Below are 24,062 nucleotides of genomic sequence, written 5' to 3'. Positions count from 1 at the left end.
GCGTTCGGGGTATCAGGCCTTGCCCGGCCAGGCGCTGACAAACTGCGCCAGATCAACCTTCTCCGCTACACGCGGCTCTTTCTGCGGCGTGCCAAGGTACAGGAACGCGATCACCTCTTCCCCCTCAGCCAGACCCAGGCCTTGGGCGACGTGTTTCGAATACGCCAGATCGCCCGTACGCCACACCGCACCAATCCCCTGCGCGTAAGCCGCCAGCAAAATCCCGTGAGCCGCACATCCCGCCGCCAGCATCTGCTCGGCCTTGGGATACTTGATGTGCGCCTGCAACTTCGCGATCACCACAACCACCAGCGGCGCACGCAGCGGGCCATTGCGCGCCTTGTCGATCATCGCGTCAGTGACTTCGCCTTCCTGCATTTGCGCAGCCTCGGCCAGCAACTCGCCCATCTGCTCGCGCGCCGGGCCTTCGACCGTCAAAAAGCGATACGGCTGCAAGTGCCCGTGATCCGGTGCACGCAGAGCGGCGCCAAACAGGGCTTCTCGCTGCTGCGCCGTCGGGGCCGGTTCGACCAGTCGTGGAACGGAAACACGGTTGAGCAAAGCGTCGAGAGCCTGCATCGGCCACCTCCTGAAAAAAATGTGCGGCTATTCTAGCTTCATCTGCCATCGGGATGCCGGTTTACATGCCCTGCCCCGCAGGTAGAATGGCGCCCTTCACACTACAGCCCGAGCGGACTTCATGGCGTTGCCGACCTTACGGATCATTGGTTTCATCATCGGCATCTTCCTGATCACGCTGGCCGTTGCCATGGTCGTGCCCATGGCCACCCTGATGATTTTCGAACGCACCAGCGACCTGCCGTCGTTCCTCTGGGCGAGCATGATCACCTTCGTCGCCGGCCTTGCGCTGGTGATTCCCGGCAGGCCGGAACACATTCATCTGCGTCCAAGGGACATGTACCTGCTGACCGTCAGCAGTTGGCTGGTGGTGTGCATCTTCGCTGCGCTGCCGTTTCTGCTGACGCAGCACATCAGCTATACCGACTCGTTTTTCGAAAGCATGTCCGGCATCACCGCCACCGGCGCGACCGTGCTTAGCGGTCTGGACACCATGTCTCCCGGCATCCTGATCTGGCGCTCACTGCTGCACTGGCTCGGCGGTATCGGTTTCATTGGTATGGCGGTAGCGATTCTGCCGCTGCTGCGCATCGGTGGCATGCGGCTGTTCCAGACCGAATCCTCGGACCGCTCGGAAAAGGTCATGCCCCGCTCGCACATGGTGGCGCGGTTGATCGTGGCCGCCTACGTCGGCATCACCGTTCTCGGTAGTCTGGCGTTATGGTGGGCCGGCATGAGCCCGTTCGATGCGATCAACCATGCCATGTCGGCGATCTCGACAGGCGGGTTCTCGACCTCCGATCAATCCCTGGCGAAATGGACGCAACCCGCCGTTCATTGGGTCGTGGTGGTGATCATGATCCTCGGCAGTCTGCCGTTCACGCTGTATGTGGCGACATTGCGCGGCAACCGCCGGGCACTGATCAAGGATCAGCAGGTGCAAGGTTTGCTCGGGATGTTGCTGGTGACCTGGCTGGTGCTCGCGACCTGGTACTGGTGGACCACCAACCTGCACTGGCTGGAAGCATTGCGGCATGTGGCGCTGAACGTGACGTCGGTGGTGACCACCACCGGTTTTGCCCTCGGCGACTACAGCCTGTGGGGCAATTTCTCGCTGATGCTGTTTTTCTATCTGGGTTTTGTCGGCGGTTGTTCCGGGTCGACGGCGGGCGGGATCAAGATTTTCCGTTTCCAGGTCGCCTACATTCTGCTCAAGGCCAACCTTAACCAGTTGATTCACCCGCGTGCGGTGATCAAGCAGAAGTACAACGGTCACCGCCTCGACGAAGAAATCGTGCGTTCGATTCTGACCTTTTCGTTCTTCTTCGCCATCACCATCTGCGTGATCGCCCTGCTGCTGTCGCTGCTGGGTGTCGACTGGATGACAGCGTTGACCGGCGCGGCCAGTACCGTGTCCGGCGTTGGCCCCGGCCTTGGCGAAACCATCGGCCCGGCGGGCAACTTTGCGACGCTGCCGGATGCGGCCAAGTGGATTCTTTCGTTCGGCATGCTGCTCGGCCGACTGGAGATCATCACGGTGTTTGTGCTGTGTATTCCGGCTTTTTGGCGTCACTGACCGCATTCGGCGCTTGCAACAGCCGCGCCCGGTAATCGCCGGGCGTGGTGTCGAACCAGCGGCGGAACGCGCGGAAGAAGTTGCTCGGATCGGCGAACCCCAACAGGTAGGCGATTTCCAGCAGGGTCATGCTCGGCTGCGCCAGATACTGCTCGGCCAGTTCGCGGCGGGTATCGTCGAGCAATTGCTGAAAACTCGTGCCCTCCTCCTGCAACCGACGCTGCAAAGTGCGCTGCGACAAGTGCAAGGTCTGTGCGACGGTATCGCGCTTGGGTTCGCCCTGAGGCAGCAAACGGCACAGCACCTGGCGCGCCTTGTGGGTCACGCGGCTTTCGGAAAAGCGTGCCAGATATTCCCCGGCAAACCGGTCGTGCAACAGCGCCATCGCCTCGTTGGCGGTGGGCAGTGGCGCCTCCATGTCGGCACGCTCGAAGATCAGCGCATCGTACGGCGCGTTGAACATCAGCGGCGCATGGAAGGCTTGTTTGTAGGGTTGCAGATCAGCCGGTTGATCGCCCTGCACCAGTACTTTGACCGGGTGCAGCGTGCGCCCGCTCAGCCAGCCACACAGGGCCAAGGCACAGGCCAGCGAAGCTTCGGCGCTTTGCCGGGTCGGCGGCAGATGATCGCCGTGCACGGTCAGAATCAGCGCATAACCGTCTTCAAGCAAACGAAAACTCAGGTCGGCACTTTCGGCGATGATGCGCTGATAACGCACCAATCGCTGAAAACCTTCGGCCAGGGTATTACTCGACATCAGCGCATAACCGGCGACATGAAACGAGGCCGGCCGCACCACTTTGCCCATGTTCAGGCCAATCGCCGGGTTACCGGACAGCTCGACTGCCCGTTGCCAGAGTCGAGTCATGGAATCTTGCGGGAAGCGCGCATCCGGATCATCCAGGGCGGTGTAATCAAGCCCCAGTTGCTTGAACAGAACCCGGCAATCCAGGCCGTCCATCTCCAATGCTTTGACAATCCCCATCGCCCAGCTTGCAGAAGTCGTTCGTTCGCTCATGGCGTTTTTCTTTTACATGATGGGCCGCCTGTTACGGCCTGATTTGCGAAGGATACTAAAGTGGCGCCGATTGTCACTGGCCCCCCTCCATGATCACTCTAGACTCAAATAGGCTACCCGCAGAACAACTCGTCGCCAGAACAATAACCACAGAGATAGCGGTCGTGGAAAACATCAAACGTTTCAACAACTTCGCCGAGTTCTATCCGTACTACCTCAGCGAACACAACAACAGCACCTGTCGTCGCCTGCATTTCATCGGCACGACACTGGTGATTTTTATTCTCGCGCTGACCATCGCCAAAGGTGCATGGCTACTGTTACTGGCCCTGCCGCTGGCTGGATACGGCTTTGCCTGGGCCGGGCATTTCTTCTTTGAAAAGAACCGCCCGGCGACGTTTCAACATCCGTTCTACAGCCTGCTTGGCGATTTCGTCATGTACCGCGACATGATTCTGGGGCGCGTGGCGTTCTGAAAAAAAGAAACATTGAGGATGGCCGATGAACGACAACGCGCGCTTCACCCATATGAAAGACGGCACGCAGGAAGACTGGGCGATCATCGCTGCGGATTTCAGTGCCTACGCCAGACAGTTGCCGTCACGGATCATGACGCACCTGAAATTGCTCGAAGGTGACTTCGGCGGTTTTCCGGTGGATCGCCTGACGCACTCGCTGCAAACCGCGACCCGCGCCTTTCGTGACGGACGTGAGGAGGAATACGTGGTGTGCGCGTTGTTACATGACATCGGTGACACCCTCGGCTCTTACAACCATCCGGACATTGCGGCAGCGATTCTAAAGCCGTTCGTCAGTGCCGAGAACCTGTGGATGGTCGAAAAGCACGGGGTGTTCCAGGGCTACTACTTCTTTCATCACCTGGGCATGGATCGACACCTGCGCGAGCAGTTCAAGGAGCATCCGCAGTTTCAGGCAACCGCCGAATTCTGCGCCAAGTACGATGCGCCTGCATTCGACCCTGCGTATGACACCCTGCCGCTCAGCTTCTTCGAACCGATGATGGCGCGGTTGTTCGCCGAGCCGAAGCACTCGATTTACAAGGCCTCGATGCAAGAACAGGCATCAGTCTGAGAACACCACAAACCGGTGTGGGAGCACACTCGCTCCCACATGGTTCTCTGTCGTTCAGGCGACCTCAGCGACGTTGGCAGCCTTGAGCTGCGCCTCTCGCGCCTGCGCATCCGCCAAACGATACAACTCGATCGTGCCATCCCAGTGCTCGATCAGCGCCGTGCATGACTCCACCCAATCGCCGCAATTGAGGTAATCCACGTCCCCCACCTTGCGGATCTCGGCATGGTGAATGTGCCCACAGACCACACCATGCAACTCGCGCTTCACACATTCATGGGCGATTGCTTCTTCAAAGTCACTGATGAAACTCACCGCCGTCTTCACCTTGTGCTTCAGATACGCCGACAACGACCAGTAACCATAGCCATACCGGGCGCGCCAGTGATTGAGCCAGCGATTGAGCGTGAGGGTGAATTCGTAGGCAGAGTCGCCAAGAAAGGCCAGCCAGCGGTGGTAACGGGTAATCACATCGAACTGGTCGCCGTGAATCACCAGCAAATGCCGACCATCGGCCGTGACATGCACCGCTTCATCGACCAACTGGATGTTGCCCAGAATCAGCTTGGAATAGCGGCGCAAGAACTCATCGTGGTTACCGGTGACGTAGATCACTTCCGTGCCGCGTTTGCTCATGGTCAGCAAGCGGCGGATCACGTTGGTGTGCGCCTGTGGCCAGTACATGCCGCCACGCAGTTTCCAGCCATCGATGATGTCGCCGACCAGATAGATCTTGTCAGCATGGTAGCCCTTGAGAAATTGCGACAGGTGTTCGGCCTGGCAATCGCGCGTGCCTAGATGCACGTCGGAAATCCACAGGGTTCGTACCCGTTGTTTACGGCTGGGTTTGGCGAGCTCGGCGCTGGTCATGGGCAACCCTCTGGGATGTTTTGGCCAGAGTGCGCTCGCCCGGTTAATCGACCATGACAGGTGTGAGTCAGTCCTGTGACAGCGCACCCTGAGTGCGACGGTGTAGACTGACGCCCTGCCCGGAGACCTGCCATGCGTCCGATCCTCACCCTGCGTCAGTACACCCGCGACCTGATCGTCCACAGCCACGACCACGCTCAATTGGTCTTCGGGTTGTCCGGCGCGCTGGATTTCGAGGTCGAGGGCTGCGGCAGCCAAGTGCGTCAGCAAAGTTTTGTGGTGGTCCCCTCTGGGGCCCATCACGCCTGCGACAGTCCGGGCGGCAGTCGTTGTCTGGTGATGGACATTCCTGACGGGCAATGGCTGACCGATTCGCTGGGCGAACATGCCGAAACCAGTCGCCGTTTGCTCGACCAGACTGCGCGGTTATCGCTCAACTCGGGGCAAAGCCAACTGGTCAGTTGGCTGGCCAACAGTCCGGTCAGCGATCCACTGATCGCTCAGCAAGGCGCGGTGTTGCTGCTGGCCAGCCTGAATCACGCGCAACCCGCCGAACTCACAGCCCGCCGCCTGCCTTATGCAGCCCTGGACAGGCACATCGAGCAATACGCCGCCTACCCACTTCAAGTCGCCGATCTGGCGCGAGTCGCCGGGTTGTCCAGCGCACGTCTGCATGCACGCTTCATGGCCGAATGCGGGCAGACACCGATGGATTACATCCGCAGTCGTCGACTGCACCTGGCAGTGCAGATGCTGCGTGACACGGGACTGCCCATCGGCGAAATCGCCAGTCGCGTCGGCTACAGCTCGCAGAGTGCTTTCTCGGCCGCCGTCCTGCGAGAGTTCGGCTCATCTCCTGGCCAACTGCGGCGCGAGTCCTACAACAAAAGACGCTAGTTTGCCGACAGACTTGTTGGCCGAGACAGGGTTCAATAGGTCAATGAATTTGTGTTTGGATCAAGGATTGCAATGACTCCGCGTACCGCCCTCGGCGCTCTGCATGTTGGTGCTTTGATGTTCGGCCTGACCGGCGTGTTCGGCAAGCTCGCCGCCGCATCGCCCGCCGTTATCGTCTTCGGACGTGCTGCATTCGCCGTGCTCGCCTTGGCGTTTTTCGCCCGCTTCGCCAGCCAGAGCGGCTGGCAGAAACTTCAAGCCGTCGACTGGCGCCGTCTCGCGCTTGGCGGCGTGTTGCTGGCCGGGCACTGGGTGAGTTTTTTCATCGCGGTAAAAGTCGCCGGCGTTGCGATCGCCACGTTGGGCTTCGCGAGTTTTCCGGCATTCACGGTGATTCTTGAGGGACTGATCTTCCGCGAACGCATCCGCGCCAACGAAATAGTGTTGGTGGTGCTGGTCAGCATTGGTTTGGTGCTCGTGACCCCAGCGTTCGATCTGGCGAGCGGCGCGACCACCGGTTTGCTTTGGGCGGTGCTATCGGGGCTGTTGTTTTCCCTGCTGTCGCTGACCAACCGGGCCAGCTCCGGGCGTATCCCGGCGGTGCAAGCGGCGCTGTGTCAGAACGTGGTGGTGGCACTGTGTTTGCTGCCGGTCGCGGCACCGCAACTGAGCGAAGTCAGCGCGCTGGACTGGCTATGGATCGCACTGCTTGGGGTGTTCTGCACCGGTGTCGCCCACAGCCTGTTCGTCGCCAGTCTGGCCGTGATCAAGGCGCGCACGGCGGCTGTGGTCTTTGCGATGGAACCGGTTTACGGCATCACCATGGCCTGGCTGCTGTTCAATGAAACCCCGACGCTACGCATGCTCATCGGCGGCGCGCTGATCATCGTGGCTATCGTGGTGTCTGCTCGCATGTCCGGCCATGCCGACAAAAAAACCGTGGCTGCCGAAGCGGCCTCTCACTGAGTACGGTCGTTGTGGCCGAGGTCGCGGTCAGGATCAATCTGATCGCGAACGCGTTGCTTGAGCACCTTGGCTTCGGGGAAACCGCCGTCCGCCTTGCGCTCCCAGATCTGAACGCCGTCGCAAGTGATGTGAAACACCCCGCTGGTGCCCGGCACCAGTGACACTTTGCCCAGATCATCACCGAAGGTGCTGAGCAGCTCTTGCGCCAGCCACGCGGCGCGCAGAAGCCACTGGCATTGGGTGCAATAGGTGATGACAACTTCTGCTTTTACGACAGTCATGTTCGTTGAAACTCCTGAAACGAGGGCGCCGCTATAATAGCCGGCTTTATTGCTTGCCCAGAGACTCACAATGCGCCGTCTGCTGTTCTGCCTGCTGCTTGGTTTCCTGCCCCTGTTCGTCCTCGCCAGCGTCCATGCCAGTGAGTCACCACGACCAAAAGTCGGCCTGGTGCTGTCTGGCGGCGCCGCTCGCGGTCTCGCGCACATCGGCGTGCTCAAGGCACTTGAAGAGCAAGGCATCAAGATCGATGCGATTGCCGGCACCAGCATGGGCGCAGTGGTCGGCGGGCTGTACGCCTCTGGCTACAAGATCGACGAGTTGGAAAAACTCGCGCTGCAGATCGACTGGCAGCAGGCACTCTCCGATGCGCCCCCCCGGGAAGATGTACCGTTTCGGCGAAAACAGGATGACCGCGATTTTCTGGTGAAACAGAAACTCAGCTTCCGCGACGACGGCAGCCTCGGTCTGCCCCTGGGCGTGATTCAGGGCCAGAATCTGTCGCTGCTGCTGGAAAGCCTGTTGGCCCACACCAGCGATACCCGCGACTTCGACAAACTGCCGATCCCGTTCCGCGCCGTGGCCACCGACATCGCCAATGGCGAAAAAGTAGTGTTCCGCAAAGGCCACCTGCCTCAGGTGATCCGCGCCAGCATGTCGATCCCGGCCGTGTTCGCACCGGTCGAACTGGATGGTCGTCTGTTGGTGGACGGCGGCATGACTGACAATATCCCGCTCGATGTGGCACGGGAAATGGGGGTCGACGTGGCCATCGTGGTCGACATCGGTACGCCGCTGCGCAGCCGCAAGCAACTGAACACCGTGGTCGACGTACTCAACCAGTCGATCACCCTGATGACCCGACGCAACTCGGAAGAGCAACTGGCAGTGCTTAAACCTTCAGATGTGCTGATTCAGCCTTCGCTGGCTGCGTTTGGCGTCACTGATTTCGGCAAAGCCCAAGAGATGATCGACGCAGGCTACCGCGCGACCAGAATTCTCGACGCGCGCCTTGCCGTGCTCAAACCCGACGAACCGCAGGACGCCGAACTCAACGCCGCACGCTCGCCGGGTCAACGCACGCCGATCATCACCGCGATCAAAGTCGAGAACAACTCGAAAGTCGACGACGATGTGATCCGCTACTACATCCGCCAACATATCGGCGAGCCTCTGGATCTGGGGCGATTGCATTCGGACATGGGCACCCTGTACGGCCTCGACTACTTCGAGCAAGTGCAATACCGCGTGGTACACAAGGGCCAGGATCACACCTTGGTGATCAGCGCCCGTGGCAAACGCAGCGGCACCGATTACCTCAGGGTCGGCCTGAACCTGTCGGACGACATGCGCGGCGACAGCGCCTTCAACCTCGGTGCCAGTTATCGCATCAACGGTATCAACCGCCTCGGCGCCGAATGGCTGACCCGCGCGCAGTTCGGCGATAAACAGGAACTGTACAGCGAGTTCTATCAGCCACTGGACGTCGGCTCGCGCTACTTCATCGCCCCCTCGGTGGTGTTCGAAGCACAGAACGTCGATGCGGTGCTCGACAATGATCCGATCGCCCAGTACCGCGTCGAGCGCTACGGCATGGCCTTGAACGTCGGTCGACAGATCGGTAACAACGGTGAAGTGCGTTTCGGCGTCGGCGAGGCCTGGGGCAAGGCCGACGTGCGCATTGGCGATCAGGACCTGCCGAGTGAAAGTTTCAATGAGGGCTTTTATTCGCTCAAGTATTCCTATGATTCGCTGGACAACGTTTACTACCCCCATGAGGGCAAGGACGTCAGCCTGACGCTGCTGCAATTCGAACCAAGCCTGGGCTCGGATACACGTTACCGGCAGTGGGAATTCAAACTCGACAAAGCCATGAGTCGTGGGCCCGATACGCTGATTCTCGGAGGTCGCTACGGCCGCACCCTCGACGACACCAGCGTCGTGACGTCGAGCTTCCTGCTCGGCGGGGCGCGGCAACTGTCGGGGTTCCGCGAAGACTCGATTTCCGGGCAAAACGTCAGTCTGATGCGCGCGGTGTACTACCGCCGGTTGACACCGCGCTCGTATCTGCCGCTGGACTTCCCGCTGTATGCCGGGGCTTCGCTGGAACGCGGACGGGCATGGAACAACGACAACGAATTCGACAGCGGCTACATCAATGCGGCAAGTGTGTTCATCGGTTTCGATACGCCGCTGGGACCGTTGAATTTCAGCTATGGATTGAATGATGCGAATGAGCAGGCGGTGTATTTGAATCTGGGGCAGACGTTCTGATTCTCAACGATTGATGGCGCCTGAAGGACCGAATTGGCGAACAAGCCGCTCCCACACAGGTTTTGTGAACACGAGCCCAATGTGGGAAGCGGGCTTGCTCGCGAAGGCGTCAAAACAATTACCCCCGTCAACACACTTGGCCTCAGATCAACGAATCCCCGCCAACAACGTCCGGGCCGTTTGTTTCAACGGTTCATCCCCGTCCTTGAGCAAATCGCTGAGCAACGCGATCGCACTGTCAATGTCACCGTCATCGATGCAGGTCTGCGCCTGTTCGAGTTTCCCGGCACTGGCGGCCTCGACGGGCTGCGACATGTGCAAATCCAACGGCTCCAGTGACGGTTCCAGATCGCCAAACTCATCGAGAAAGTCATCGTCCAGCGGCTGCGCATCCGGCTCGGGGATCCACTCAAGCTCCGCTTCCTCGGCGGTTTCAGTCTCTGGCAACTCGAAATCCTGCGGCAACACCTGCAGGCTGGAGCCCAAAGCCGATTCATTAACTGATGGCTGCGGTGGCACCGAACGGGTGTCCTCAAGATCCCAACTGGAATCCATCGACAACTGATCCAGATTCAACTGGAAATCATCCTCCAGCACCGCAGATTCGGGCGCGGCGCTGGCAACCAACGGGTCGGCTGCCGAGGCCGGCGCAGGGCTCTCCAGCGCCGGGTAGCGAGCACGGACATCCTGCAACTGTCGAGTATCCACGCCTAGCTCGCGCAAATTGCTTTCGTGCTGCCCGTACGCGGTACTGTCGCCCTGCTGCCCCAGCACTTCCAGCAACTGCAAACCGAGATCAATGCGATCCGGCTCCTTGTTCAAAGCGTCGCGCAGCAGTCCAACGGCTTCGCCGAGTCGGCCATAGGCCAGGTAAATGCCCACCGCCTCCAGCACATTATCCGCAGCTGGCTCATTACGATGCTCGGCACCGACATGAGCCCTGAAAGGTTCGGTGTTTGCGGGTGCGTCCTGAACAGGCTCATGGCTCAAAGGCGCCAGAGGCACCAGCGGCAGCGCAACATCGCCCTGTTGCTGTTGCTGTCTTCGACGCAGGATGAACAACACAGCCAACGCCCCCAGCAATAGCAGCAGCCCACCCAGCAATGGCCAGTTCAAACCGTCATCTGTGGATTCGACCGGTGCTGCAACCGGAGCCGGGGACACGACAGGTGCAGGCGCAGCCTTTTGCAACTCGGCCATGCGGGTTTGCAGATCACTGATCTGCTTCTTGCCTTCGGCAATTTGCACATCTTGTGTTTGCAGTCTGGCGTTCAATTCGTCGAGGGTCTTTTGCGACTGCTGGTTCTGCAGCACGCTCGCCGCCAGTTGCTCGGCCAGTGCATCGTTGACAGGCACCGTTGCCGTTGCTGGCACAGGCGCACTTTCGCGCTTGCCCTGGGCTGCCTGCGTCGGCGCGGTGACCGGTTCGACAGTGGGAAATGCAGAGGATTGCGCGCGCGGATCCGGCTCATCAGTGGCCGGGACAATACCGGGCGAGCCCGGCGGATCGATCAGCACCGTGTACTCGCGCAGCAAGCGGCCATTGGGCTGATTGAGCTGTACCAGAAAATCCAGAAACGGCTCATTGACCGGTTTGCTGGAGGTCACACGGATCATCTGGCGGTTGCCATGCAGGATCGGCGTGAACTTGAGGTTGTTGAGAAAGAACACCCGCTCAACCCCGGCACGACCGAATTCGTCTGCCGAGGCCAGACTCACTGAAAGATCGCTCTGGGTCAGACCGCCGACATCAACCAAGGCGATATCCGCCTTGAGCGGCTGATTGAGGGCTGAATGAACGGTGATATCACCCAGCCCCAAGGCCTGCGACCAGGTCGAATAGCCGAACACGCCTGCGACCAAAAGCCCTTTGGCGCAAACGCGCAGTACCATGTGCCAACTTGCGAGCATGAGCATCCCTTAAATAAGCAAAACCGACTTCTATGCGTTCGCACATCCGGTACGAACACGATATTGCCCAGTAGTTCTTATAGTCTGCTCAGCGCGTTCTCTCAAAAAAACGGCACAAGGTTATGCCTCAAGATTTTTCCAGGTTGGCCAGAATGTGCCCGTGCACGCGCATGCACACCTTCAAATCCGCCTCGTCGACGCCTTCGAACAATTCGTGACGCAGTTGGGTGGCAATGGTTTCGATTTGTTCGATCAACGGCAGGGCTGGTGCGCAGAGGACAATTTTTTTCGCTCGGCGGTCTTCCATCACGGACTGGCGTTGCACCAGCCCCTGGCTTTCCAGACTATCGAGCAAGCGTGCGAGGGTCGGCCCTTCGACGCCCACGCTTTGCGCCAGCTCACGTTGGGTCGGGGCATCTTCGAAGCGCGCCAGATGCAGCAGCACCAGCCAGCGCGCCTGAGACAGACCGAGGCCCGCCAGCCGGCGGTCCAGTTCGGCACGCCAGCCACGAGACATCTGGGCCAGTTGCATGCCAAAGCGGTGTTGATCGGTTAACGGCATAAAACACTCATGATTAGACTGAAGTAATAGAGAAAAACTAATTATTAGTCAGCTAAGCATGAGCTGCAGCTATAGGCAAGTGGCGCTCTGAACTGAATCGTTACAACTGTATGGCGCTTGGCGTAATCGCCGTCTTACATTTCAAACTCAGATTGCAGCGCAGCCCGCACGCAGTAAAGGACGCCTTCCGGTACGCGACCGGCAAACAACTCGGCGATCTCGGCGACCGACGGCAACTCGCCCTCGCCGTCAAGGAACGCATCCTGCACTTCGCCCATCAGATCTTCGGGCAAGTCCAGCGCCTGCTCCAGCGACAACTGTTGCTTGCCAATGGCCTCGGCCAGCATGGCGTACACGTTCTTTTCCGAGCACTGCAACTGACCGGCAATCTGCATCGGCGTCATGCCGGCGCGGGCCAGAGTGATCAGTTCGTGGCGCACGTCGGCCACCGCTTTCGGCGCCTCGACCTCGCCGCCGAGCACCTCGAGGAAGGCCTCGCCATAACGTTCCAGCTTGCGTGCACCGACGCCACTGACCCGGGCCATTTCCGCCAGCGAAGTGGGTTGGCTGCGCAGCATTTCCAACAGTGTCGAGTCGGGGAAAATGACGTACGGCGGCACACCATGCTCTTCGGCCAGTTTGCGCCGCAGGGCGCGCAGGGCTTCCCACTGTTCGCGCTCTTCGCCGCGCACCAGTTGGCTGGCAGGGCTCTTGCTGACGGTTTTGGCGGTGACTTGCGGTTTCAGGTCGCGGCGCAGCTCCAGGGTGACTTCGCCCTTGAGCAGCGGTCGGCAACTGTCGTTCAGACGCAGACCGCCATAGCCTTCGTGGTCGACATCGGCCAGACCACGCGCCACCAATTGCCGGAACAACGAGCGCCACTCACTTTCGCTCAGCGCCTTGCCGACGCCGTACACCGACAGATGCTGATGGCCGAAGCTACGGATTTTTTCGTTGTCCTTGCCCAGCAACACATCGACCAGATGCCCCACGCCATAACGCTGACCTGTGCGAAAAATTGCCGACAACGCCTGACGTGCAGGTTCAGTGGCATCCCAGGTCTGCACACCGTCGACACAGTTGTCGCAGTGACCGCAAGGCTGCGGCATGTCTTCATCGAAATACGCCAGCAGTGTCTGACGCCGGCAGCGGGTTTCTTCGCAAAGCGAGAGCATTGCGTCGAGTTTGTGCTGCTCAAGACGCTTGTGGCGCTCATCGCCTTCGGAGTTCTGCAGCATCTGCTTGAGCATCACCACGTCTTGCAGACCGTAGGCCATCCACGCATCCGCCGGCAGACCATCACGGCCGCCGCGACCGGTTTCCTGGTAGTACGCCTCAAGGGACTTCGGTAGATCGAGGTGGGCGACGAAGCGCACGTTGGGCTTGTCGATACCCATGCCGAACGCCACCGTGGCGACCATGATCAACCCCTCCTCATTGAGGAAGCGCTTCTGGTTGAAGGCACGCAGATCATTGGGTAGACCGGCGTGATACGGCAGCGCCGGGAAGCCCTGCTCGCTCAAAAACGCCGCGACCTCCTCGACCTTCTTGCGCGACAGGCAATAGACGATGCCGGCATCGCTGCGCCGTTCGGCCAGGAACGCCAGCAACTGCTTGCGCGGCTGCTCTTTGGGCACAATGCGGTAAAAGATGTTCGGGCGGTCGAAGCTCGACAGGAAGCGCTCGGCGTTCTGCAGATGCAGACGCGTGACGATCTCTTCGCGGGTACGCTTGTCGGCAGTGGCCGTCAGGGCGATGCGCGGTACGTCGGGGAACATCTCGGCCAATTGACCCAGCTGCAGGTATTCCGGGCGGAAGTCGTGGCCCCATTGCGATACGCAGTGCGCTTCGTCGATGGCGAACAGGGCAATATTCAAGCCTTGCAAGAACGACAACATGCGCGGCTGCACCAGACGCTCGGGCGCCAGGTACAACATCTTCACTTCGCCGCGCTTGATCCGCGCCGCCAGATCGCGCTGTTGCTCGGCGCTCAAGGTGGAGTTCAACGCAGCGGCGGCCACACCCAGTTCGTCAAGGGTGGCGACCTGATCGTCCATCAAGGCGATCAGCGGCGAGACCACCACCGCCAGGCCATCGCGCAACAGCGCGGGCACCTGGAAGCACAAGGACTTGCCGCCACCGGTAGGCATCAGCACCAGCGCATCACCGCCGCTGGCCACGCGCTCAATGATTGCACCCTGACGGCCACGGAAACTGTCGTAGCCGAAGATGTCCTTGAGGACGCGTTGAGCCTGTTCGAGCATAAAAACTCCAAAAATCTACCGAAACATCCCTGCGCAGGCTGGTTCAAGACAGCCAGGGCTGCTTAAACAAAACGTAAGGGCTCGTTGCATGACGGCCGCAATACGGACAGGGATCGCAAAACGCGGCAGTATACCCGAGCACTCCCTCGCACAGGGCGCCGCTGATAAGACTCCACCAATTAGGGCAAATCTGCCTTGTGGCTGGCTTGAGCGCGCAAGAAGGCCTAGAATTCCCGCATTGTTTATTCCCCCAAGGTAGCCCCGTAATGTCCTTCGCTGAGCAACTGACCCGCCTGCAAGTATTCCTCGACGCCGACGAACTGCATGACGAGGCGCTGGATTACGTGGCCGCCCACGGTTACCTGACCGCCCTGTCGATTTGTTCGGAGGAAGTGCCGGAGCGTGAATGGATCGACGCCCTGTTCGCCGAAGAGCCGCATTACAGCAGCGACGCCCAGCGCGAAGAGATCGAAGCCACGCTGATCGGCCTCAAGGCCCACATCGCCCGTCAACTGGCGTCCGACGAAGAGTTCGAGCTGCCATGTGAACTGGATCTGGGCGAAGAGCCGGACGACTCCGAACTGCGCGGCTGGTGCATTGGCTTCATGGAAGGCGTGTTCCTGCGTGAAGCGGCCTGGTTCGAAACCGCCGAAGAAGAAGTCAGCGAAATGCTCCTGCCGATCATGGTCGGTTCGGGCCTGTTCGACGAACAGCCAGAGTTCGAAGACATCGCCAAGGACGCCAACCTGATGGACGACATGATCGTGCAGATCCCGGAAGCCCTGACCGCGCTGTACCTGCTGTGCCAGGCGCCCGACGAGAAACCGGCGATCCTCAAGCCACGTCACCACTAAGATCCGGCCTATGGACAACCCCATAGGCAACCGCCCCCTGATGTTGCGCTACTTCCTGCTGGCCATCGGCTGGCTCAGCGTGGCATTGGGGGTGATCGGGATTTTCCTGCCCGTCCTGCCCACCACCCCTTTCCTTCTGCTCGCCGCGGCCTGCTTCGCGCGCAGCTCTCCGCGTTTTTATCGCTGGCTGGTCGAGCATCCGCGGCTCGGGCCGTGGATCCGCGATTACCTCGATGGCAACGGCATTCCGCTCAAAGGCAAGGTCTACGCGATCGGGCTGATGTGGGCGAGCATTCTGTTTTCCTGCTACCTGGTGCCGTTGCCGTGGGCGCGTGGGTTCATGTTGACGAGCGCGGTGTTGGTGACGGTTTATATTTTGCGGCAGAAAACACTGCGCAAACCTTGATGCACTACTGGATAGAGGACAGGTATGCACCTGTTTCCAATCACAGTAGAATTTGCGCCAAATCTGATCCTTGGACACACCACCACTGCCGCAGCCTGGCATCGGTCTACATGGAGGAAAGTCTGTGAAACTGATCAGGCTGGAGCTGGAAAACTACCGTTGTTTCCCATTGCTGACACTTGAACTCGATACTCAGCTGACTTTGTTGGTCGCGCGCAACGGTCAAGGCAAGACAAGTCTGTTGGATGCTATCAAGGTGGCGTTGTGGCCTTACGTTCGCGGGTTTGACCTCGGCAGCACTACCAATGACATCACCGGAATTCATCCGGAAGACGTTTTTTTGCGCCCCCTAAAAGCGCATCAAATGGAACCATCTCTTCCTGCTCGACTGTCTGCTCAAGCAACTCTGCATGGACAAAACTGGGAGTGGACTCGGCGCCGTGAAAGCATTCGTAAAGGCACACAGACCCGCGGTGATGACGCTGCCAACAAGCTTGAGGCAGCAGCCGAAGCCCTAGAGGTACAGATTTTCAACCGCGCAGTTTCGGACCAGCCTCCATTCGATTTACCCGTTCTGGCCTACTACGGCACCGGTCGGCTCTGGAGTCAGAAAAAGCTGACCGCTGCATTCGAGAAGGCGGAAAACGCCGAATTTTCCAGGACGTACGCCTACCGCGATTGTCTGGATCCGGCATCCAGTTATAAGCACTTCGCTAAGTGGTACACGCGAATTTTCCGCAGTTACCGCGATGAGCAAATTCGCAACATTGAACGCGGACATCTGAGTATTGATGTCAAGGATGAGTTCGCGCATCCGATACTGGCTGTCCAGAATGCAGTAAATGCTGTCCTCGCGACTCAAACTGGCTGGAGAAATCTGGCTTACAGTAGTGAGTTTTCCGATCTCGTACTTGAACATCCAATTCATGGGACGCTGAAAGTCAGCCAACTCAGCGATGGTATCCGCAACATCGTTGCCTTGGCGGCAGATATCGCCTATCGCTGTATAAAGCTAAATCCTCACTTGGGTATTACCGCGCCTCGCCAATGCACGGGTGTGATATTGATCGATGAGGTCGACATGCACCTTCATCCTGCGTGGCAACAAACGGTCATACCTGATCTGCTCGGTGCCTTTCCAAATATTCAGTTCATCGTCACGACACATAGCCCGCAAGTAATCACCTCGGTGAGGGCAAAGTGTATCCGTGTCCTGCACACCGTAACTGAAGACAAATTGCTGCAAGTAAAAATCAGCAATGTCGATCAACAGACTCAAGGGGTCGCCAGTTCACAAGTCTTGGCATACGTGATGGGCATTGACCCCACACCTGACAATGAGCCTTCTCGCAAATTAAGCGAGTACATGGCGCTGATTCAGCAAGATCTGCATAAATCACAACAAGGTTTGGTGCTACGCGAATACCTGAACTTGCATTTTGGTACCCAGCATCCGGACATGCTTGATTGTGATCGGTTGATTCGCCTCGAAACATTCAAACGCAAACAACTGACACAAAAAAAATAAGGAAGTCGGGCGGATGCGAAAACTGATTCGAGGTACGGTTCCAAACTGTCTTGCTCGTTATAGGCATGGAATAAATAAATGGGCTGATGTGACACATGCAGACAAAGAGCAGATCCGCCAGTGTCTTCAAGCTATGCAAGATACTCGTTGCGCCTACTGTGAAGCGGATATCAGCACGATAGGACATTCGCATATCGAGCACTTTCGACAAAGGCACGGATATGCCCAAGGTACATTCGAATGGACCAACCTCTTCAATTCATGTTGTCGGGAAGAGGCCTGCGGAAAATTCAAAGACAATTGCCCACCCTACGATCACAAAAACTTGCTTAAACCTGACGAGGATGATCCGGACGGTTTTTTGCTTTTTATCAGTGACGGCACAATCAGCCCACTCGTTAATCTGGATGACCGGGCACTGACGCGCGCCGTCGAGACGCTGCGCATATTCAATCTGGACGCGCAAAACGGGGCCTTGCGCGCCATGAGACGAGAGGCAATTCGCCCTCACCAGAAAACGGTTGAGGATCTGATGGCGATAGCCGAAGAACTGTCGCCAAACGATCTTCAGGAGTTTCTGCAAGACGAGATTCAGAGCATCGCCCATTTGCCATTCTCTACAGCCATACGACACACCCTGTCGAAATCTCGGACTGTTTGAGAGACACCTCCAGACACGCCTTCCAGGCTACGAATCCTTGCGCCTTTGCCTACAGCTACGCCAGAATCCGCCGGCTTGTGCGCCTTGGGGGCGGGTTCTATTGTGGCGCGGTCGCTGACGAATCGGTGATCGGATTTGACCGTCCGCCCAACATCAAGGCGCAGCAGCGTCCTGCACGTGTTCAGGCATTGCCTGAAATCATGTCGCGGTGGCTGTGCGTGGGACACCTTCGGGTGTGCCGGAATCCTTGATGTCCGGTCGGTCAACCCGCGTACAGCTGCCACCCTGTTTGTTTGACCGCGAACGTTGGCAGCTCCATTCATCAAGGAGCTTGACCATGATCAAACCCACACCCAACCCACCCGAAACCGACGCCACCTCCCCCTACGAATCCCTCGACTCGAAAAAGCTCAACAAAGCCGCCGACCGCGCCCTCGATCATTACCTCTGCCCGCCTGGATCCACGCCGCCGCCCCGTAAAAACCGCGGGATGTATGCCGCGACTGCCGACACCAAAAACGAGGAATTGCTGCTCGATGCCTGCGAAACACTCGCTTCGGCCAAGACCATCGCACATGACTTCGCCCGCCTGTTGCCCGCGCCGCAACGCAGAACAGTGCTGGGCATTGCGCAATTGATCATGCTCGGGGAGCTGGCGGTGAATCGGGTGCTGGATAATCTGGAGCTGCCGCAGTAGCAGGCATCAGTGACAAGCCTTTATTGATGTGTTGTGGTGGCTGACGCCTTCGGGAGCAAGCCCCCTCCTACAGGTTTCGAGTCGTTCGCAAAACTGGTGCACCACACAAATCACTGTGCGAGCGGGCTTGCCCGCGAAGGCCGACTCACAGGCGATACATCGCTGCTGCCAGAAAAAACCCGCCGCCCCGTTCAACCGGGGCGGCGGGTTTTGTCGTTTCAGGGCTTTTATCAAATGCCGATCACACCGTATCCACCTTCAACGAATGATCATTCAGCATCCCGCTGATGATCGTCGCGGTGTCGTGCCCGCTGGCAATCATCCCACCCGCGCCCGGTGTCACGCCGTAGTGGCTGGCGAGGTTGACGCCGGCCAGATCAATCGTCTGGTTCGGCGTGGCGCCGGCCAGGGCGCTGACGTCGATGGTGGTGAGTACCGAGGCGCCGCTGCCGGTGACGGTGAAGTGCAGGTAATCGTCCAGCGACGCGGTGGTGCCGTTTTCGCCTTGCAGCAGTTGCGACAGGTCGAGCTTGTCGGTGCCGGGGGTGAAGTCGGTGATCAGGTCGTGGCCGCTGTTGCCCTTGAGCCACTGGAAGGTGTCGGCCCCTGCGCCACCGGTCATGGTGTTGTTGCCCATGCCGCCGATCAGCAGGTCATCGCCGCCACCACCGTTGAGGATGTCGTTACCCAGGCCGCCGTTGATCACGTTGTTATTGTTGTCGCCGGTCAGGGTGTCGTTGAAGTTCGAACCGACGAGGTTTTCGATGCCGGCCAGCGTGTCCGTGCCGGCACCGACGGTGTTTTGCGCACCGAGCAGTCCGAGGTTGACCGTGACCCCGGCGGTGGCATGGGCGTAGCTGGCGGTGTCGATGCCAGTTCCGCCGTCGAGCAGGTCGTTGCCCGGGCCGCTGTAGAGCAAGTCATTGCCCGCGCCGCCATGCAGTTCGTTGTTGCCGGAACCGGCGGTGAGCACGTCGTTGCCGTCGCCCGCGTTGAGGATGTTGTTGCCGGTGCCGGCCACCAGAATGTCATCGCCCGATGTACCGGTGAGGGTGTGGCCATCCTGATAGCTGATGGTCACGGCGGCGGTGTCGCTGCCGCCGTGGTTGTCGTTGGCGGTGTAGGTGCCGTGGTAGTCCGGGGTGAGGTCGTGGGCCCCGGCGTAGTTGACCGTCATGGTCAGTTGGTAGTTTTCCGCGGCGTTGGTGTTGCCACCGCTGGTGTTGGTGATGTTGGTGATGTGGATCTGGTAGGTGCCATCGGCGCTGGCGGTGATGGTGCCGCCGTCGGCGATGGTCACGAACGCGCCGCCATTGAGCGAGTACTCCATGGTGATGTGCCCGGCCGCCAGGTTGTGATCCAGATTAAGGGTCTCGCCCTGTTTCAGTTTGACGGTGATCAGGTCTTCATCGTTGGCATTGGCGTTGGTCACCGCGCCGAGGTAGCCGCTGACCACCAGTACAGCGGTCATCGCGGCGGTGTTGGCCGCGAACGAGTTGCGCACGTCGGCCAGGTTCTGGTTGGCGGCGCTGTTGCTGGTGCCATTGAAGGTGATCGCCCCCGTGCCGGTGAAGTCCGCGCCCTTGGCGACCCAACCGGTGTTGAAGGTGGTCGGTGTGGCATTGAGGGTGTCGCCGTTCGGATCGGTGTCGTTGGCCAGTAGCAGTTCGCCCGGCACCACGATGTTGCTCGACAGCACGTTGGTGATGACGTGATCGTCCGCCGCCACCGGAGGCGCGTTGGGGATCACTTTCACGGTCAACGTTGAGCTGGCGAGGTCGCCGTCGTTATCGCTGAGGGTGAAGCCGATGTTCTCGGTGATCACAGTGGTGGTGGTTTTCTGCGAGGTGTAGGTGTAGTCGCCGGTGTCGAGGTTGATCACCAGCGTGCCGCTGTTGTTGGTGGCGATGCTCAGCGTGTTGTTCACGGTGTTGAAGGTGCCGTGGTTGACGCCACCAGTGGCAGTCAGTGACCCCTGGCCGCTGAGGGCTTTGGGGTCGTAGGTGTACGTGGTGCCGTCGACCACGATGGATTTGATGAAACCGCCATCGGCGCCGAAGCTGCCGCCCTCACCCAGTAACGAACCGGTAACCGGCGCGCCTTCGACGGTGCCGGACAGCACCGAGTTGAGTTGATTGAGATCAGTGACCACTACCGCATTGGTGTTGGTGTGGCTGATGCCGTCATAGGCCAGCGGATCGAGGTTGGCGTTGCTCACGCCACTGCCCAGGCCGATCGCGTAGTTCTTGATGTTGTTGGCATCAAGGAAAGCCTTGAGTGTGGTCTCGTCAGCCGTGCCGATGTCCTGACCGTTGGTGGGTTTGCCGTCGGAGAAGAAGTAGCCGACGTTCTGCGCCCCGGTGAGTTTGCCTGCGGTGTTGAACGCCGTTTGCATGGTCGCCACGGCGGCGTCGTAGTTGGTGCCGCCACCGGCGCTGAGGCCCGCCAGGAGCGTCTTGGCCGTCGCTACATCAACCCACACCGTGGTGCGGTCAGTGGCGCTGCTGCTGAAGGTCACGAGTTGGACTTTCACATCACCGAGGTCATTGTATTTGTCGAGCAAGGCGCTGATCGCTTGCTTGGCCAGGTCCAGCCGCGACAGGCCCGGCACACCGGAGGCGTCGGCCATGCTGCCGGAGATGTCGAGCACGATGAGGATGTTGGAATCGATCTCCACCGCCGCCACCGAGCGATCCGACGCCACGGCTTTGGGCACGTCATCGACGATGTTGACCACGATGGTGCTGGTGGTGCTGTTGCCCAGCGCGTCAGTGGCTTTGTAGGTGAAACTTTCGCTCAGGGTGTTGGCCCCGTCGTTGGCGTTCGGTGAGGTTTTCGGTGCCGACGTCAGCGTGTAGGTGTAGGTGCCGTTGGCATTGAGCTGGATCTGCCCGTAGGTGCCGGTGGCGCTGCCAACCAAGGTGTAAGTGAGCGCGCCGCTGCCGCCAGTCACCGCGCCGACCAGCGTGCCGGTTGCGGTTTCGCCGGTGTTGGTCGGATCGCTGCCGGTGACCGTACCCGGGGCCAGGTCTTGGCCGTCCTGGGTCAGGTCGAGGGCTTTCTCAAAGACCGTCACGTCCTGATCGACCGAGGCCACGAGTTTGCTGTCGGCAACGTTGATGGTGAGGGTTGTGGTGCTTTCGTCGCCGTCGGTGTCGCGGATGGTGTAGGTAAAGGTGTCGGTGGCGCCGGGTGGGCTGACCGAGTTCGGATTGCTGTGGTAAACGGCGTTGCCCGCCGCATCCAGGGTCAGGTAACCGTAGGCGCCGTTGATGTTGCTGTTGAGCCCGCCAACGGCCGAAGTGCCGGTGTTGCTGCCGGCGCGCACGCCAACCACGGTGGCCGCACCATCGGCCCCGCTGATGTCATTGCCCAGCACGCTGACGTTGACCGTGCCGCCCTCCGCCACCGAGCCCGTGTCGGGTGTGGCAGTTGGCAGGTCATCGATGATGTTGACGTTGATCTGGCCCGTGGCGGTGCTGCCATCGGTGTCGGTCGCCACCACGTTGAAGTTTTCGGTAAGGCTGTTGGCACCGTTGCCGCTCGGATGGGTTTCGTTATCCACCAAGGTGTAGCTGTAGCTGACCACACCGGTCGCCGGGTTGTAACCGGTGATGGTGAACGTGCTGCCCAGGGGCGAGACGGCCGATTGCGGGAAGCCTGCAGCCACACCGTTGGTGACCACGGCGATGCCGCCGACCGTGAGGGTTTGCAGACCATCAAGCGCAGTGACGGTGAAGGTGCCGCTTTGGGTCAGCGCCGCAGTGTTGGGGTTGGTGCCGTCGCTGAGGTTTTTCTCGTAGACGGTGAGTTCGCCGCCATAGACATCGAGCCCGTTGAGCACCACCGGATCATCATTGTTGTGGATGTTCAGCATCAGGTTGGCGGTGCTGGTGTCACCGTCTGCATCGGTCAGCGTGTAGGTGAACGTTTCGGTGCCGTTGCCGCCGCCGTGCAGGTTTTTGAAATCGGCATCATTGGTGTCCAGGGTGTAGGTGTAAGTGCCGTTGGCGTTGAGCACCAAGGTGCCGTAAGTGCCGACGATGGTGGCGGGCGTGATCGGCCCGGCATTCGGCCCGGTCGCTACCACGTCCGCCCCTTGCACATCGTTGGTCAATACGTTGCCGGTCAGCGTCAATTGGGTTTCCGATGCGGTGTTCGCGTTGCTGTCGTTCATCGCTTTGGGCACGTCATCGACGATGCTGACGACGATGGTGCTGGTGACGATGTTGCCCAGCGAATCGGTGGCCTGATAGGTAAAGCTTTCGGTCAGGGTGTTGGCACCGTCGTCGGCATGCGGCGTGGTGGTTGCCGGCGATGTCAGGGTGTAGGTGTAGGTGCCGTTGGGGTTGAGCACGATCTGTCCGTAGCTGCCGATGGCGCTGCCAACCAGCGCATAGCTGATCGCACCGACGGCGCCCGTGACCGAGCCGACCAACGTGCCAGACGCGGTTTCACCGGTGCTGGTCGGATCGCTGCCAGTCACCGTACCGGCGGCCAGGTCGGCGCCATCCTTGGTCAGGTCCAGGGCTTTCTCGTACACGGTGACGTCGGTATCGCTGGCCGCACACAGTTTGCTGTTGGAGACATCGATGGTGATGGTCGTGGTGCTTTCATCACCGTCGGAATCACGCACGGTGTAGGTGAACACATCGAACGCGCCAGGCCCATTCACGGCATTGGGCGCGCTGTGGTAAACCGCGTTGCCGTTGGCATCCAGCGTCAGGTAACCGTAAGTGCCGTTGATCTGGGTGTTCAAACCACCGAGGGCCGAGGTCGAGGTATCTGAACCGGCGCGCACGCCAACCACGGCGCCCGTAACGGCCGGGCCATCGGCGCCACCAATGTCGTTGTCCAGCACATTGCCGCTGACGGTGCCGCCCTCCGCCACCGACGCCGAATCGGGGTGAGCGCTGGGCAAGTCATCGATGATGTTGACGTTGATCTGGCCGCTGGCAGTGCTGCCGTCGGTGTCGGTCGCCACCACATTGAAGTTCTCGGTGATGCTGTTGGCGCCGTTGCCATTGGGATGGGTTTCGTTATCCACCAAGGTGTAGCTGTAGCTGACCACGCCGGTCGTCGCGTTGTAGCCGGTGATGGTCAGCGTGCTGCCGAGCGGCGTGACCACCGATTGCGGGAAACCTGCGGCGACGCCACCAGTCACCACGGCGATGCCACCGACGGTGAGGGTTTGCAAACCGTCGAGTGCGGTGACGGTGAAGGTGCCGCTCTGGGTCAGCGCTGGCGCGTCAGGGCTGGTGCCGTCGCTGAGGTTTTTCTCGTAAACGGTGAGTTCACCGCCATAGACGTCGAGGCCGTTGATGATCACCGGGTCGTCATTGTTGTGGATCTGCAAAACCAGATTCGCGGTGCTGGTGTCACCGTCCGAATCGGTGATGGTGTAGGCGAAGGTTTCGGTGCCGTTGCCGCCGCCGTGCAGCGCTTTGAAATCCGCATCGCTGGTGTTCAGCGTGTAGGTGTAAGTGCCGTTGGCGTTGAGGACCAACGTGCCGTAGGTGCCGGTGAATGTACCGGCCGTCACCGGCCCGGTGGGTACACGGTCGGCGCCTTGCACGTCGTTGGTCAGGACGTTGCCGGTCAGGGTCAGTTGGGTTTCCGAAGCCGTGG

Annotated in this window: 19 protein-coding genes; 11 read left to right on the top strand and 8 right to left on the bottom strand. The window is 59.8% G+C overall.

Annotation, left to right across the window (positions count from 1 at the left end; genetic code table 11):
* Nucleotides 1–12 precede the first annotated feature (12 nt).
* Nucleotides 13–579, bottom strand: a complete 567-nt coding sequence (locus AACY11_RS14750; protein WP_339432652.1) for a nitroreductase family protein — start codon at nt 577–579, stop codon at nt 13–15.
* 121 nt (nt 580–700) lie between these two features.
* Between AACY11_RS14750 and AACY11_RS14745 the strand changes: the two genes are divergently transcribed.
* On the top strand, nt 701–2,155 hold the full coding sequence (locus tag AACY11_RS14745) for a TrkH family potassium uptake protein (RefSeq protein WP_339464114.1): 1,455 nt from the start codon (nt 701–703) through the stop codon (nt 2,153–2,155).
* On the opposite strand, the gene AACY11_RS14740 is transcribed toward AACY11_RS14745, so the two are convergent.
* Complete coding sequence (locus tag AACY11_RS14740; RefSeq protein WP_339432654.1) at nt 2,112–3,173, bottom strand: AraC family transcriptional regulator; 1,062 nt, start codon at nt 3,171–3,173, stop codon at nt 2,112–2,114. The two genes, AACY11_RS14745 and AACY11_RS14740, sit on opposite strands and share 44 nt — an antisense overlap.
* Before the next feature lie 164 nt (nt 3,174–3,337).
* Between AACY11_RS14740 and AACY11_RS14735 the strand changes: the two genes are divergently transcribed.
* Nucleotides 3,338–3,649 (top strand): DUF962 domain-containing protein, encoded by a 312-nt coding sequence (locus AACY11_RS14735; protein ID WP_339432655.1) that lies wholly within the window; start codon nt 3,338–3,340, stop codon nt 3,647–3,649.
* 25 nt (nt 3,650–3,674) lie between these two features.
* Nucleotides 3,675–4,265, top strand: coding sequence for an HD domain-containing protein (locus AACY11_RS14730; protein ID WP_339495068.1), 591 nt, complete (start codon nt 3,675–3,677; stop codon nt 4,263–4,265).
* Nucleotides 4,266–4,319: 54 nt separating this feature from the next.
* On the opposite strand, the gene AACY11_RS14725 is transcribed toward AACY11_RS14730, so the two are convergent.
* Nucleotides 4,320–5,135 carry a UDP-2,3-diacylglucosamine diphosphatase gene (locus tag AACY11_RS14725; RefSeq protein ID WP_339432657.1) on the bottom strand — a complete coding sequence of 272 codons (816 nt, stop codon included), beginning with the start codon at nt 5,133–5,135 and terminating at the stop codon, nt 4,320–4,322.
* A gap of 132 nt (nt 5,136–5,267) precedes the next feature.
* Here AACY11_RS14725 and AACY11_RS14720 point away from each other — a divergent pair, with 132 nt between their 5' ends.
* On the top strand, nt 5,268–6,032 hold the full coding sequence (locus AACY11_RS14720) for an AraC family transcriptional regulator (RefSeq protein ID WP_339464112.1): 765 nt from the start codon (nt 5,268–5,270) through the stop codon (nt 6,030–6,032).
* A gap of 72 nt (nt 6,033–6,104) precedes the next feature.
* Nucleotides 6,105–6,998, top strand: coding sequence for a DMT family transporter (locus tag AACY11_RS14715; protein WP_339432659.1), 894 nt, complete (start codon nt 6,105–6,107; stop codon nt 6,996–6,998).
* Here AACY11_RS14715 and AACY11_RS14710 read toward each other — a convergent pair.
* On the bottom strand, nt 6,992–7,279 hold the full coding sequence (locus AACY11_RS14710) for a SelT/SelW/SelH family protein (protein ID WP_339495067.1): 288 nt from the start codon (nt 7,277–7,279) through the stop codon (nt 6,992–6,994). The two genes, AACY11_RS14715 and AACY11_RS14710, sit on opposite strands and share 7 nt — an antisense overlap.
* Nucleotides 7,280–7,349: 70 nt before the next feature.
* On the opposite strand from AACY11_RS14710, the gene AACY11_RS14705 reads away from it, so the two are divergent.
* On the top strand, nt 7,350–9,551 hold the full coding sequence (locus AACY11_RS14705; protein ID WP_339432661.1) for a patatin-like phospholipase family protein: 2,202 nt from the start codon (nt 7,350–7,352) through the stop codon (nt 9,549–9,551).
* A gap of 147 nt (nt 9,552–9,698) precedes the next feature.
* On the opposite strand, the gene AACY11_RS14700 is transcribed toward AACY11_RS14705, so the two are convergent.
* The 3 genes from AACY11_RS14700 to recQ form a co-directional block, all read right to left on the bottom strand.
* On the bottom strand, nt 9,699–11,462 hold the full coding sequence (locus tag AACY11_RS14700; protein WP_339495065.1) for a FimV/HubP family polar landmark protein: 1,764 nt from the start codon (nt 11,460–11,462) through the stop codon (nt 9,699–9,701).
* 127 nt (nt 11,463–11,589) lie between these two features.
* A complete protein-coding gene (locus tag AACY11_RS14695) occupies nt 11,590–12,024 on the bottom strand; it encodes a MarR family transcriptional regulator (RefSeq protein ID WP_007962151.1) in 435 nt (144 codons plus the stop codon).
* Nucleotides 12,025–12,158: 134 nt separating this feature from the next.
* Nucleotides 12,159–14,288 (bottom strand): DNA helicase RecQ, encoded by a 2,130-nt coding sequence (gene recQ / locus AACY11_RS14690; protein ID WP_339432663.1) that lies wholly within the window; start codon nt 14,286–14,288, stop codon nt 12,159–12,161.
* A 266-nt stretch (nt 14,289–14,554) separates the two neighbouring features.
* Here recQ and AACY11_RS14685 point away from each other — a divergent pair, with 266 nt between their 5' ends.
* The 5 genes from AACY11_RS14685 to AACY11_RS14665 all read left to right on the top strand — a co-directional run bounded on the left by AACY11_RS14685 (nt 14,555) and on the right by AACY11_RS14665 (nt 18,434).
* Nucleotides 14,555–15,142, top strand: a complete 588-nt coding sequence (locus AACY11_RS14685) for a YecA family protein (protein ID WP_339495064.1) — start codon at nt 14,555–14,557, stop codon at nt 15,140–15,142.
* A 10-nt stretch (nt 15,143–15,152) separates the two neighbouring features.
* Nucleotides 15,153–15,548, top strand: a complete 396-nt coding sequence (locus tag AACY11_RS14680) for a YbaN family protein (RefSeq protein WP_339432665.1) — start codon at nt 15,153–15,155, stop codon at nt 15,546–15,548.
* A gap of 124 nt (nt 15,549–15,672) precedes the next feature.
* Nucleotides 15,673–17,076, top strand: coding sequence for an AAA family ATPase (locus tag AACY11_RS14675; protein WP_339432666.1), 1,404 nt, complete (start codon nt 15,673–15,675; stop codon nt 17,074–17,076).
* A 13-nt stretch (nt 17,077–17,089) separates the two neighbouring features.
* Nucleotides 17,090–17,737: a retron Ec78 anti-phage system effector HNH endonuclease PtuB gene (ptuB, locus tag AACY11_RS14670; RefSeq protein WP_339432667.1), complete on the top strand. Its 648-nt coding sequence runs from the start codon at nt 17,090–17,092 to the stop codon at nt 17,735–17,737.
* A 337-nt stretch (nt 17,738–18,074) separates the two neighbouring features.
* Nucleotides 18,075–18,434: a DUF6124 family protein gene (locus tag AACY11_RS14665; protein WP_339432668.1), complete on the top strand. Its 360-nt coding sequence runs from the start codon at nt 18,075–18,077 to the stop codon at nt 18,432–18,434.
* Between the two features lie 241 nt (nt 18,435–18,675).
* Here AACY11_RS14665 and AACY11_RS14660 read toward each other — a convergent pair.
* The coding region (locus tag AACY11_RS14660; RefSeq protein WP_339495062.1) for an Ig-like domain-containing protein at nt 18,676–24,062 on the bottom strand (5,387 nt) is incomplete at its 5' end.

Origin of the sequence: Pseudomonas sp. RA_105y_Pfl2_P56 (assembly GCF_963970845.1) — a bacterium.
Taxonomy (GTDB): Bacteria; Pseudomonadota; Gammaproteobacteria; order Pseudomonadales; family Pseudomonadaceae; genus Aquipseudomonas; species Aquipseudomonas baetica_A.
Note: the sequence above shows the minus strand (reverse complement) of the source record. Positions and strands in the feature narration are given on the sequence as shown.